Origin of the sequence: Gracilibacillus salinarum, assembly GCF_022919575.1 — a bacterium.
Classification (GTDB): Bacteria; Bacillota; Bacilli; order Bacillales; family Amphibacillaceae; genus Gracilibacillus; species Gracilibacillus salinarum.
The window spans coordinates 1,992,834-2,005,009 of sequence record NZ_CP095071.1 but is presented as its reverse complement, the minus strand read 5'-3'; the positions used below and the strand labels follow the sequence as shown (position 1 = coordinate 2,005,009).

Annotated in this window: 12 protein-coding genes; all 12 read left to right on the top strand. The window is 39.3% G+C overall.

Going from position 1 to position 12,176, the window contains the following annotated elements:
* Positions 1 to 14 precede the first annotated feature (14 nt).
* Positions 15 to 317, top strand: a complete 303-nt coding sequence (locus MUN87_RS09340; RefSeq protein ID WP_244747503.1) for a DNA-directed RNA polymerase subunit beta — start codon at positions 15 to 17, stop codon at positions 315 to 317.
* 65 nt (positions 318 to 382) lie between these two features.
* Entirely contained in the window at positions 383 to 799 is a 417-nt protein-coding gene (fabZ, locus tag MUN87_RS09335) for a 3-hydroxyacyl-ACP dehydratase FabZ (RefSeq protein ID WP_439649650.1), read from the top strand.
* A gap of 144 nt (positions 800 to 943) precedes the next feature.
* Positions 944 to 1,096: a hypothetical protein gene (locus MUN87_RS09330; RefSeq protein ID WP_244747502.1), complete on the top strand. Its 153-nt coding sequence runs from the start codon at positions 944 to 946 to the stop codon at positions 1,094 to 1,096.
* 832 nt (positions 1,097 to 1,928) lie between these two features.
* Complete coding sequence (locus MUN87_RS09325) at positions 1,929 to 2,273, top strand: hypothetical protein (RefSeq protein WP_244747501.1); 345 nt, start codon at positions 1,929 to 1,931, stop codon at positions 2,271 to 2,273.
* 200 nt (positions 2,274 to 2,473) lie between these two features.
* On the top strand, positions 2,474 to 3,325 hold the full coding sequence (locus MUN87_RS09320) for a TetR/AcrR family transcriptional regulator (RefSeq protein WP_244747500.1): 852 nt from the start codon (positions 2,474 to 2,476) through the stop codon (positions 3,323 to 3,325).
* 21 nt (positions 3,326 to 3,346) lie between these two features.
* Positions 3,347 to 4,210, top strand: coding sequence for an efflux RND transporter periplasmic adaptor subunit (locus MUN87_RS09315; protein WP_244747499.1), 864 nt, complete (start codon positions 3,347 to 3,349; stop codon positions 4,208 to 4,210).
* A gap of 2 nt (positions 4,211 to 4,212) precedes the next feature.
* Positions 4,213 to 7,281: an efflux RND transporter permease subunit gene (locus MUN87_RS09310; protein WP_244747498.1), complete on the top strand. Its 3,069-nt coding sequence runs from the start codon at positions 4,213 to 4,215 to the stop codon at positions 7,279 to 7,281.
* A 211-nt stretch (positions 7,282 to 7,492) separates the two neighbouring features.
* Positions 7,493 to 8,539, top strand: a complete 1,047-nt coding sequence (locus MUN87_RS09305; RefSeq protein WP_244747497.1) for an MraY family glycosyltransferase — start codon at positions 7,493 to 7,495, stop codon at positions 8,537 to 8,539.
* 139 nt (positions 8,540 to 8,678) lie between these two features.
* Complete coding sequence (locus tag MUN87_RS09300; protein ID WP_244747496.1) at positions 8,679 to 10,079, top strand: O-antigen ligase family protein; 1,401 nt, start codon at positions 8,679 to 8,681, stop codon at positions 10,077 to 10,079.
* 19 nt (positions 10,080 to 10,098) lie between these two features.
* Entirely contained in the window at positions 10,099 to 11,205 is a 1,107-nt protein-coding gene (locus MUN87_RS09295; RefSeq protein ID WP_244747495.1) for a glycosyltransferase, read from the top strand.
* 4 nt (positions 11,206 to 11,209) lie between these two features.
* Positions 11,210 to 11,680, top strand: coding sequence for a PssD/Cps14F family polysaccharide biosynthesis glycosyltransferase (pssD, locus tag MUN87_RS09290; protein WP_244747494.1), 471 nt, complete (start codon positions 11,210 to 11,212; stop codon positions 11,678 to 11,680).
* A complete protein-coding gene (gene pssE, locus MUN87_RS09285) occupies positions 11,677 to 12,156 on the top strand; it encodes a PssE/Cps14G family polysaccharide biosynthesis glycosyltransferase (protein WP_244747493.1) in 480 nt (159 codons plus the stop codon). The genes pssD and pssE overlap by 4 nt, the downstream gene beginning before the upstream one ends.
* Positions 12,157 to 12,176: the final 20 nt, after the last annotated feature.

Below are 12,176 nucleotides of genomic sequence, written 5' to 3'. Positions count from 1 at the left end.
AGGAGCCATCTCGTATGTCAGAGCAAATAAAGAACGAAAAACAACCAACTGAATCCAAGCAGGAAAAGAAGCAAAAGAATGAAAAAAGAGCTGAAGTGAAAGAAAAGCAGAAGCAGGAAAAAGCCAAGGAAAAGGAAAAACGCTATGTTCGAAGGCTTATTCCTATCTGGGCAAAGCTTCTCATCTTTTTAGTGCTCGGCTTATTTGCGCTTATCATTGGACTTATTGTAGGATTTAGCATACTAGGAGATGGCAGCCCGTTAGATGTGCTGAAATGGCAAACATGGCAGCATATCATCGATTTTATTCGTAAATAGAGGAAAAGGGATCAGGCAATTGCACTGATCCTTATTGTATGTAAATGGAAGGAGACAAACCTATCATGGATATTCAAGAAATTAAAGAGACGATTCCACATCGTTACCCATTTTTACTAGTGGATCAAATCACTGAACAAAATGACACAAAAATCACCGGAAAAAAGAACGTAACGATCAATGAACCTTTTTTCCAGGGACACTTCCCCGATTACCCGGTAATGCCCGGTGTCCTAATCGTTGAAGCCCTTGCTCAAGTAGGTGCTGTAGCAATCTTAAGCAAAGAGGAAAACAAAGGAAAAATCGGTTTCCTGGCCGGTATCGATAAATGCCGTTTCAAGCGTCAAGTAAAACCAGGCGACCAACTGCAATTAGAAGTAGAAATCATCCGCATCAAAGGCCCAATCGGCAAAGGCAAAGCAGTAGCTAAAGTAGGCGACGACCTAGCATGCGAAGCAGAAATTACATTTGCGGTAAAATAGTATTTACATGAAAAGCAGAACATAACTCAGCAGACGATTGGAATTCTCCTGTGTTATGTTCTGTTTTTTTATTTAACTTGACGGTAAGGGTGGTCTTACCGAATGAACGAGCTGTCAATTCGATCATAACTCAAGATGGAAAATTTGATTAATGAACGAATGAGAGGTTTATTCGGATTAGACTGTCCGATAGAAGGATTCAAACGACCAAAAGAGGAGTGGAGCAGTGTCCAATTGTCCGATAGAAAGGTTCAAACGGCCAAAAAGGGAGCGAAGCAGTGCCCAACTGTCCGATAGGAAGGTTCAAACGGCCAAAAAGGGAGCGAAGCAGTGTCCAATTGTCCGATAGAAAGGTTCAAATGGCCAAAAAGGGAGCGAAGCAGTGTCTAATTGTCCGATAGAAGAGCTCAAACGGCCAAAAAGCGAGAGGAGCAGTGTCCAACTGTCCGATAGAAGGGTTCAAACGGCCAAAAAGCGAGCGAAGCAGTGTCCAACTGTCCGATAGAAGGGTTCAAACGGCCAAAAAGGGAGCGAAGCAGTGCCCAACTGTCCGATAGAAGGTTTCAAACGGCCAAAAAGCGAGAGGAGCAGTGTCCAACTGTCCGATAGAAGGTTTCAAACGGCCAAAAAGGGAGCGAAGCAGTGCCCAACTGTCCGATAGAAAGGTTCAAACGGCCAAAAAGCGAGAGGAGCAGTGCTCAATTGTCCGATAGAAGGAATCAAACGGCCAAAAAGCGAGAGGAACAGCGCTCAACTGTCCGATAGAAGAGTCAAGTCCATATTCCGTAAGAAAAACTCAAAGCTTCATCCTACAGCCCGCCGCACATCGCCAAAAGCAACTAACGTACGAAAGCGAAGCCAATCCAAGCCGAATCAACACCCCCAGAAAAAGATCTATTCTCTCGACAACTTTTAACCAACCAAAACAACGAAAAGCAGTGGTCAACCACCCCTCGTAACCATACAACACCAATCCACCACAACCCCGCATTCAGCAAATCTTATCAAATCCACACCATATCTCCCCACATATCCACCCATCAAAAAATTTCCATTCCACATAAGCATATAATTCGAAAAAGTTGGTTAAGCTAGCACTGAAGACGACTTAAAAGGAGGACAACACCTTATGAAAACGAAGTACATCAAGTACCTAAGTGCCTTTTTATTATCACTTGCTTTTCTTGCAGGTTGTGCAGATAGTGAAGAAGAAGAACCATTAGAAGAAGAACAACAGCAAGAGGATGACCAAACAGGTACAGAAGAGGAAGAAGTACCTGGCGATACGGGTGACAACCCAGAAGAAGGAACTGGAACGGGCACTATTGATGAAGGTACCACAGATGAAGGCACTACCGAAGAAGGAAACACAGGTGAAGACATGGGCGAAGAAATGGAAGATACCATGGATGAAGCCGAACAAAATATGGAAGATGCGGTAGACAACGAAGAAGATAATACAGAAAATGAATAAGTAAGAATAAAAGCCAATCTTCATATCAGGAAGTATTGGCTTTTATTATGTTTTCAACAAGTCAGCAGAAAAAAAGTTGAAACACAATTATTGCAACACGCTTTGATAGTTGTTAATGTGGAGGTGTGACTGACCAGTCATGAGAAAAAGTGAAACCTCTGTAGTTCAGCTATCGTACAAGAAAGAGGGGAGAGAAAGCCATGTCGAAACTGGAAGATAAAAAGAAACGAATCATGCAGGAAAGTCTGAAACTCTTCGCAGAAAAAGGATTTCACACGACTTCTATTCAAGAGATTGCCTCCACCAGTGAAGTATCCAAAGGCGCCTTTTACATCCATTTTGATTCAAAAGATGATTTGTTAGTAGAAATCTTCAAATACTATTCCGAAACCATCATGGAGAAACTTAACCGTATGGAAGATTCCTCGGATGATCCGTTTGAAGCATTCACAAATCAAATAGCAGCCTTTCTTGAATTATATAAAGACCACAAAGAATATTTATTAATGCATTTTCGTGATAATATTCACCTCGGTGACAAGATGGATGACCTGATCCGTAGTCTACATAAACAAAGCTACGACTGGATGGAAGAACGCCTGAGCAATATTTATGGCAGTCCGTTATCCACACATATGACCGATATCATCATCCAGGTCGACAGTCTGCTCAGCGGCTATTTCAAATGGATTGCGATCCATAACCTGGAGTTCGATTCCAGCCAATTGGCATCATACATTACCCATCATATTAACCTAATGATTCAGGATGTTCTCGAGCAACAGGCACCACCGATTTTTCACTATCAGGATCTTACCCAATTTAATGAAAAAGATGAACTGGCGATTCAGGAGAATATCGATGCATTACATGAAAAGATAACCCAGTTACCTCAACAGGACAAGCAGGATGCGCAAGAAGCGATCCAAGTATTAGAAGAAGAACGAACGAAGCAAAAGCCGAAACGCATTATTATTCAGAGTATGCTCAAGCATTTAGAAACACATGAGGTATTACAATCCCATGTGCAAAATATAAAAAAATATCTTTAAGAACAGAGAGGGGACAAAAGAATGAAGCGTTTATTGTTTTTACTGATGATTGTGATCATCACACTTGTTGCATGTTCACAGAATGACAACGAAGAGCAGGAGGAAGAGACAGAGCGTGTGACGCCAGTAGAAACTGGTGAAGTAACAAAAGGTGATCTGGTCATGGATCGTGTTTTTTATGGACGAACCTCACCAAATCAATCCACACCTGTTATTCCGTCAGTAGCGGGCGAAATCGATGAATTGGAATTAGCGAATGGTGATGAAGTCGAAGAAGGCGACGATATTGCGAAGATCGCAAGCCCGCAAGGAACGATTACGGTAGAAGCACCAGCAGATGGTGTGATTACTCAGCTGACTGCCAAAGAAGGTTCCATGGTATCGACACAGGATCCATTAGCTGTTGTTACCGATCTGACAAGTCTTAACGTCCAATTACAAATTGCCGATACGCAACTGAATTTATTTGAAGAAGGAAATGAAGTGAGCGTCACGACAGGTAATGAGGACGAAGAAGCGCAGCAGGCGACGATCGATTACGTGTCAGATGTCTCGAATGATTCCGGTCTGTTTCCAGTTGATTTGTCGTTTGACAATGAATCAGCCAATATAAAAGCAGGCGTTGTGGCCAAAGCGATTATTAAGGATACTGTTGTGCAGGATGCCTTGCAGGTTCCGACCGCTGCCTTAGTGGAACAAGATCAGGAGACGTTTGTCTATGTGGTCGATGGCGATACAGCTCGAAAAGTAGCCGTCACAGTCCAAGCTACCCAATCACAGTCAACCGCTGTGGAGGGAGAGCTTTCAGAAGGAGATCAACTCGTCACGAGCGGCCAGCTGACGTTAGTCGATGGCAGTAAAATTAAAGTAGCTGAGGAGGATTAATCATGAAATTAGTATCAACATCTGTGAAACGGCCAGTCGGGGTCATCATGATTGTCCTCGCTATCATCGCAATGGGTTTTATCTCCGTTCGAAATTTAGCGATAGATTTATTTCCGGAAATTGATTTACCAATTGCGGTCGTTGCAACCAACTATCCGGATGCAGCACCACAAGAAGTGGAACAGCTCGTTTCCAAACCAGTAGAAAGCAGTCTTAGCTCGATTGAAGGTGTCAACACGATTCAATCCCAGTCACAAAGGGGTTCTTCACTCGTTATTGTCATGTTCGAAAATGGCACGAACCTCGATAATGCCTTACTTGAAGTCCGGGAAAGCGTGGATCAGGTCAAAGGGGCATTGCCAGACGGCGCCAATGATCCAAGCGTTCTCCGTTTTAATCCGAACCAAATGCCCATTATGTGGGTCGGTTTAACAGGCAGTGATACACAAAAATTACAATCTGTAGCAGAAGACACGGTTCAGCCTTATTTTGAACGTCAAAGCGGTGTCGCTTCCGTCAGTATCGAAGGTGGCGAAGAACGAGTGATTGACGTTGAACTCGACAGAGCGGCCATGAAGCAGTACGGTGTCTCGACGCAACTGATTCAGCAGTCATTACAAGGCGCCAATCAATCCGCCTCTGCCGGTACTGTGCAACGAGGTGAACAGGATTTACAGATCCGGATAGACGGTTCTTATGGATCGGTCGATGATATTCGCCAGTCGATTATCCAGACACCACAAGGGGCCCAGATTACGCTCGATGACGTAGCGGATATCCAGGATAACAGACAAAAAAATAGTACAGCCCTGGTTAACAATGAAACAGCAGTTGTCCTCAGCATACTTAAGCAGTCTGATGGCAACACGGTCGATGTTTCTAACAATATATTAGATGCGATGGACGACTTGAATCAGCAGCTTCCAGATGATGTCAGTCTCGATGTTGTCGTCGATACATCCGATTTCATTAAACAATCGATTAATTCGGTTATCCAGAATATGATCTTCGGTGGTATCTTTGCATTACTCGTCCTGCTGTTATTCCTAAGAAGTTTCCGTGCCACGCTCGTTATTGGTGTATCCATCCCAATCGCGATTATTTCGACGTTTGTTTTACTCTATTTCACCGGTGAAACCTTAAACGTCTTAACAATGGGTGGTCTCGCCCTCGGTATCGGGATGATGGTCGACAGTTCGATCGTTATATTAGAAAATATCGTCGCCTACCGTCAAAAAGGCTACAGTATGAAAGAAGCGGCGATCAAGGGTGCATCCGAACTCGCACCAGCGGTTATTGCCTCCACTACGACGACATTGGTAGTATTCTTGCCGATTGTGTTCGTAGAAGGAATCGCATCCGAGCTATTTACGCCACTAGCCTTAACGATTTCGTTCTCGCTGATTGCATCACTGGCAGTAGCAGTTACACTGATTCCGATGCTATCTTCCAAGCTATTAACGAAAGCAATGGAGGATCACGGCAGACGTTACTGGTTTGATCGCATTATGCAAAAGGTGATCAACGGCTACGAACGCGTCCTTAAAGGGGCATTAAAATTAAGAAAAACAACGATTCTTATCACGATTGCAGCAATTATCGGAAGTCTCGCCTTAATCCCTTATATCGGCACAGCCTTTATACCAGAAGGGGACCAGGGCCAACTGACGATTAGCGTAGAAACACCACCAGGAACGAGTGAAGAGAAACGACTCGACCTAACCGAAAAAGTGAATACACAGCTAGCAGAATATGACGATATCATCGATGTCAGCTATGTCACAGTTGGAAGTGGCAACAGCCAAAGCGCGATGATGTCAGGCGGAGGAGGTTCAAACGCCTCGTACCAGATCCAGCTCGTCCCAGCAGAAGAGCGGGAGCAAACAACGTCATCTTTCGTACAGGAAGTTGATGAACAATTACAGGAAATTGCCGGCGCCGAGATCACGGTTAGTGAGGCAAGCTCAGGAGCAAGCCTTGGCGATCCAATCCAGATTCAGCTGTCCGGTCCCGAGAATGATGTGTTAAAAGAGCTGTCTGATCAAGTATTAACCGTATTAGAAGATGTGGAGGGCGTCTATAATCCAACGTCATCCTTATCGGATACCCAGCCAGAAATGATGGTAGAGGTAGATCGTGAATTAGCATCCCAGTATGGTCTCACGTATCAGGAAGTGATGAGTCAGGTTCAAACCGCCATGACCGGCCAAACCGTGATGCAATACCGTGAAGAAGGCGAAGAGATGAACGTCACCTTGCAATATCCAGAAGATGAAACGTCTACCATTAACGATTTAGAAAATCTGGAAATCCAGAATCAGCAAGGTACGACGATTCCGTTATCAACCATAGCAGAATTTGAACAAGTTCAAAGTGCTGCCACGATCAGTCGTGAAAATCAGCAGCGCCAAGTAAATATTACCTCTGGTATCGAAGGCAGTGACCTTGGAACTGTGTCACAAAATGTGGAAGATGCACTTAACTCGATGCACTTCCCAGAGGAATATGACTACTCAATCGGTGGTCAGGCAGAAGACATGACGGAAGCTTTCGCTGACTTAAGTCTTGCGTTAATCTTATCAATCTTCCTCGTCTATGCTGTTATGGCTGTTCAATTTGAGAACTTCTTGCATCCGCTAGTCATCATGTTCTCCATGCCAGCAACAGCAGTCGGTGTCTTCGGCGGCCTCTTCATCACCGGCCTGCCACTATCGATCACCGCCTTCATCGGGGTCATCATGCTCGCCGGTATCGTCGTCAACAACGCCATCGTGCTTGTTGACTACATCAACATCTTAAGAGACCGTGGCATCGACCGATATGAAGCAATTGTGGAAGCAGGAAAAACAAGACTGCGCCCAATCCTGATGACCACGTTAACCACCATCCTCGCCATGGTCCCACTTGCCCTGGGCTACGGCGAAGGTGCCGAAATGCAGCAACCAATGGCAGTCACCGTTATCTTCGGTCTTGCCGTATCAAGTATTTTCACACTAGTATTAATACCGGTTGTGTATACGTACTTTGACAGCGTGTCGATGCGAGTGAAGGGATGGTTTACGAAGAAATAATTATGAAAAAAGAAAGCTCCATTCTATTACAACTACCAGAATGGAGCTTTCTTTTGTTACAAAAATATTAATTTGAAATGAATGGGTAGATTTTCAATTGCAATTATTAAAGTTATTGTTTATAATATTTCAGGAAATAATTTTAAAAAAAGTCTCTTATTCTATAATTGTAGAGTTTTAGTTTAACTAGAGTTAGAGTTGGAGGATTAAAATGTTGTATATAGCCTTGTTAATAAGTTTACTACTCACAATTTTACTAACACCTTTAGTCATTAAATTAGCCGTCAAGACAGGAATAGTAGATCAACCAAATAATAGAAAGGTTCATAAAAAATTAATGCCACGTTTGGGTGGGTTAGCTATTTTTGGAAGCTTTGCTATTACCTATTTGCTTTTTATAGATAGAACAATAGAAATTTGGCCAATTTTCGCAGGTGGCCTCATTATAACAGCAGTCGGAATAGTAGATGATGTGAAACAAATCTCACCAAAAGCAAAATTATTAGGTCAATTATTAGCCGCCTTAGTGACTGTACTTGGTGGAATACAGATTGATTTTGTAACATTACCTTTTATTGACAGAGTTGAGTTTGGTTTTTGGGCAATCCCGATAACTATTGTATGGATTATTGGTGTAACGAATGCTATTAACTTAATTGATGGTTTAGATGGACTTGCTGCTGGGGTATCCTCGATAGCAGTATTTACTATCTCTGTATTTGCTGTAGCAATGGGGAACTATTTAATAGCCTTAATCGGCTTTATCCTATTAGGAAGCACTGTTGGTTTCTTATTGTTTAATTTCCATCCAGCAAAAATCTTTATGGGAGATACAGGATCGCTATTTTTAGGCTATATGATCAGCGTGTTGGCAGTATCAGGGCTATTTAAGAATGTGGCAATGTTCTCCTTACTAGTACCTATAATTATTTTAGCAGTGCCAATTATAGATACAAGCTTTGCTATTATAAGAAGAGTTGTAAATAATAAGCCTTTATCTTCTCCAGATAAATTGCATTTGCATCATTGCTTATTACGATTAGGTTTTTCACACAGACAAACTGTCTTACTAATTTATCTAATGAGTAGTATGTTCAGTGTTGCAGCAGTTATTTTTACAGAAGCTACTATCTGGGGAGCGACACTTCTCATTATTGGACTATCAATAATTGTTGAATTAATTGTAGAAATTACTGGTTTAATAAGTAAAGATTATAGACCAATACTGAACTATCTAGATACAAAGAAGCAAAATTAGACAAACTTAAAGCCCTTAATTTTAATAAGGGCTTTTATTTTTTAGAAAAATTGTCGAAAAAGTTGCGATATATAGTGTATAATGTATCAGAATGCTTAACAAAAAATAGTGGGTTTGTTCTAGGGGGAGCTCTATCGTTATGAATTTAATTGAATCAAACAGAATGAAATGGTCCAAATATATAGAATTTTTCTTTGTGTTTTTTATTTGCTTTCAGCCATTCTTGGATGTTTTAGCATTTTTAGATTTACCTTTTTCTGAACTGATCAGAGTAGCAGCTATGGGAATAGGTTGTATATATGTGCTACTATTGCCGAAATCGAAAATGAAAAACTTTGCACTTACTTATCTAGTTGTCCTAGGGGTGTTTATTTGTAGTCACTTTGTGAATAATTTCTTAGTAAAAGAACCTTTTAACTTAGGACAGGAAGTCAATTATATAATTAAAACATTATTCGTAGTTATTATGTTAATTATATACCCTTTAATTTTCCAATCAATCATAAAAAAAGATAATTGGCAAGAAATAATCCAAAGAAATATATTTATTAGTATGTCGATAATAGGGATTATTATGTTAATCGCAGATTTAACCTCTACAGGAAAACGAAGCTACGGTCAGTTAGTAAAAGAAGGTCATTCAGGGTGGTTTTTCTCTGGGAATGAATTAAGTGCGATATTAGCAATGGGCCTATCTCTAATGATCTTATACATGATTAAAAAGAATAATCTTAAACATAAAATCCTTCTATTACCATTTATTATTGTCGTTGCTTGGTCAAGTCTCCAAATTGGAACAAAAGTTGGTCTAGGGGCATGTGTTTTTGTTCTAGGAGTAGCTTTTATCGGTATATTAATAGCGCAAATAATTAAAAAAGGTCAATTTATAAATGCTTTATTTATTGGTGGGTTGTTAATAGCTACACTTGCATATGTACCTATTTCTCCTGTTTGGAACAACATGAATGTAATGGTTGAAGATACTGGAGAGGATGATTTAGGAGAGTTTGATAATGGACTAGGTGAAGGAGAAGATGAGAGTTTTCCAGAAGGAAATGTAGATGAAAATGGCGAACCTAAAGCGAATCATAGCATCTTACAGAATAAGTGGGTAATTAAATTACTTAGTGGGAGAGCTAACTTTTTTGAAAATACATTAACACAATTTGAAAACTCACCTAACTCCCAAAAAATATTAGGAATGGGTATTGGTGGAAATTACGAAACAGAAGAACAAATGAAATTAATTGAAATAGACTATTTCGATTGGTTTTTCGGCTATGGAATATTAGGATCAATCATATTGTTTAGTTTATTTATCTTCTATGGATTTTTTATTATAAAAGGCATCGTCGATCGACTTAAGTTAAAAAATGTTAATATATCCTATTTACTGGTCTTTGTTTCAGTAGGGTTAGGATTAGGAGTGGCATTTTTTGCGGGGCATGTACTCTTGAATCCAGCATCAGGTATATATTTAGCAATTGCTTTAGCTTATTTATATGTCCTGTCCATTCATCCAAGTGACAAACTAAAATAAGGGAGTTTGAAATCTAGCTATGCTAAATAAAAACAAAAAAGTTTTAGTAATTACGAATATGTATCCTAGCGACAAACACCCATCATTTGGTATTTTTGTGAAAAATCAGGTGAGCGCTTTACGAGATAAAGAACTGGACATTGATGTAGCAGCTATTCAAGACCAACGAATGGATAAGATGCATGTTATCAAAAAATACCTGCTATGGGTGTTTCAAATATTCAAATTTCTAATCCTAAATGGAAAAAAATATAATGTTGTCCATGCTCATTACGTTTTTCCATCAGGTTTATTTGCCATGTTTTTCAAGAGAATATTCGGTACGAAAGTCGTAGTTACTGCTCATGGTGGAGATATAGATAGAATGGCAAAAAAAAATAAAATAATATCTAAGATAACTAATTATATATTAAATGGTGCAGATCATATAATTGCTGTTGGTTATCAGTTGAAGGAAGAGATTATTCAAACTTACTCCATTAATGAGCGTAAAGTTTCCATCATAAATATGGGTGTAAATAGAAAGGTATTTGAACCGCGTTCAAAGTTGGACACAAAAAGTAATTTAAACTTAGATCAAGAACATTTTCATATTTTATTTGTTGGTAATCTTATTAAGGCAAAAGGAGTGCAAGAATTAATTTTTGCGTTTCAAGACCTCCAAAAAAAAGATCAAAAAATAGAATTACATTTAATAGGTGCTGAAAAAGAACCAGCATTTTTAGCAGATTTAAAAAAAGAGATAGGAGCAAGAGAATTAACAAAGATAAATTTCTATCCACCTAAATCCCAAAAAGAAATCGCTCAATGGATGGCAGCCGCTGATGTATTCGTTCTGCCTTCGCATATGGAGGGGTTTGGATTAGTAGCATTAGAAGCAATGTCTTGCCATACTCCAGTTGTTGGAAGTGATGTTGGTGGCTTATCATATTTGCTTAGAAATAATGCTGGGATACCGGTGCAACCTGCTAATCAAGAATCATTATTTAATGCTTTGGAAAAGATACTAACAGATAAGTCATTTAGACAAATATTAATAGATAATGGTGAGAAGCAGGCTGACCAAAATAAGGAAAGTGTTCAAATAGATAAATTATTAAACATCTACAATTTAAATGGAGAGTAATGACATGAAAAATAAAAAGCTTTTATTAATTTCGTCAATTGGTGGTCATTTAACCCAATTGTTACAATTAGAACCATTATTTAAACAGTATGATTATCATATTGTTACAGAGAATTCAGAAATCACAAAGAAACTTTCTGAGAATTACCCTATGTCTTTTTTAGTTTATGGAGCGAGAAATTATCCAGTAAAATATATATTTAAGTTTTTCTACAATATCATCAAATCATTATATATATTTATGCGTGAAAGACCAGATGTGGTTATTACTACAGGTGTCCACACTTCAGTTCCTATGTGCTATATAGCAAAACTCTTTAGAAAGAAAGTTATATTTATAGAGAGCTTTGCCAAGTCATCAACACCTACACTTTCAGGTAAACTTGTATATCCAATTGCGGACTTATTTATCGTTCAATGGGAATCAATGAAAGAAGTTTACCCTAAAGCAATTTATGGAGGGACGATATATTGATACTAGTATTATTAGGTACTCATGAGTTACCATTCCAGAGGTTATTAGATGAAATAGAAACATTAAAAAATAGTGGCAAGATTGAAGAGGAAATTGTTGTACAATCTGGTCATACAGACTTTAAAAGTAAAGAAATGAAGATAATCCCTTTTATCAATTATGACGAACTTGAAGAATTATATGAACAAGCCTCTTTAATTATTACTCATGCTGGTACTGGATCTGTAATAACTGGTCTAAAGAAAGATAAAAGAGTAATAGCAGCTCCACGATTAAAGCAACACGGTGAACATAATGATGATCACCAATTAGAGTTAGCAAAAGTATTTGAGGAATCTGGTCACATCTTGATTTGGAATGATGGTGACGATTTAGAAGAAATTATTCAAATCTCACGACAGTTTTCTCCAAACAAATTTATATCACAAAAGAAAAAGATGCTCGGACTTTTAGAGGACTACATCGATAATATTTGATGACATAGGAGTGTTTGCGT

Excerpts from the sequence above, each read along its gene's own strand:
- MUN87_RS09340 (WP_244747503.1), top strand. The coding sequence starts at position 15 with ATGTCAGAGCAAATAAAGAACGAAAAACAACCAACTGAATCCAAGCAG.
- fabZ (WP_439649650.1), top strand. The coding sequence starts at position 383 with ATGGATATTCAAGAAATTAAAGAGACGATTCCACATCGTTACCCATTT.
- MUN87_RS09325 (WP_244747501.1), top strand. The coding sequence starts at position 1,929 with ATGAAAACGAAGTACATCAAGTACCTAAGTGCCTTTTTATTATCACTT.
- MUN87_RS09320 (WP_244747500.1), top strand. The coding sequence starts at position 2,474 with ATGTCGAAACTGGAAGATAAAAAGAAACGAATCATGCAGGAAAGTCTG.
- MUN87_RS09315 (WP_244747499.1), top strand. The coding sequence starts at position 3,347 with ATGAAGCGTTTATTGTTTTTACTGATGATTGTGATCATCACACTTGTT.
- MUN87_RS09310 (WP_244747498.1), top strand. The coding sequence starts at position 4,213 with ATGAAATTAGTATCAACATCTGTGAAACGGCCAGTCGGGGTCATCATG.
- MUN87_RS09305 (WP_244747497.1), top strand. The coding sequence starts at position 7,493 with ATGTTGTATATAGCCTTGTTAATAAGTTTACTACTCACAATTTTACTA.
- MUN87_RS09300 (WP_244747496.1), top strand. The coding sequence starts at position 8,679 with ATGAATTTAATTGAATCAAACAGAATGAAATGGTCCAAATATATAGAA.
- MUN87_RS09295 (WP_244747495.1), top strand. The coding sequence starts at position 10,099 with ATGCTAAATAAAAACAAAAAAGTTTTAGTAATTACGAATATGTATCCT.
- pssD (WP_244747494.1), top strand. The coding sequence starts at position 11,210 with ATGAAAAATAAAAAGCTTTTATTAATTTCGTCAATTGGTGGTCATTTA.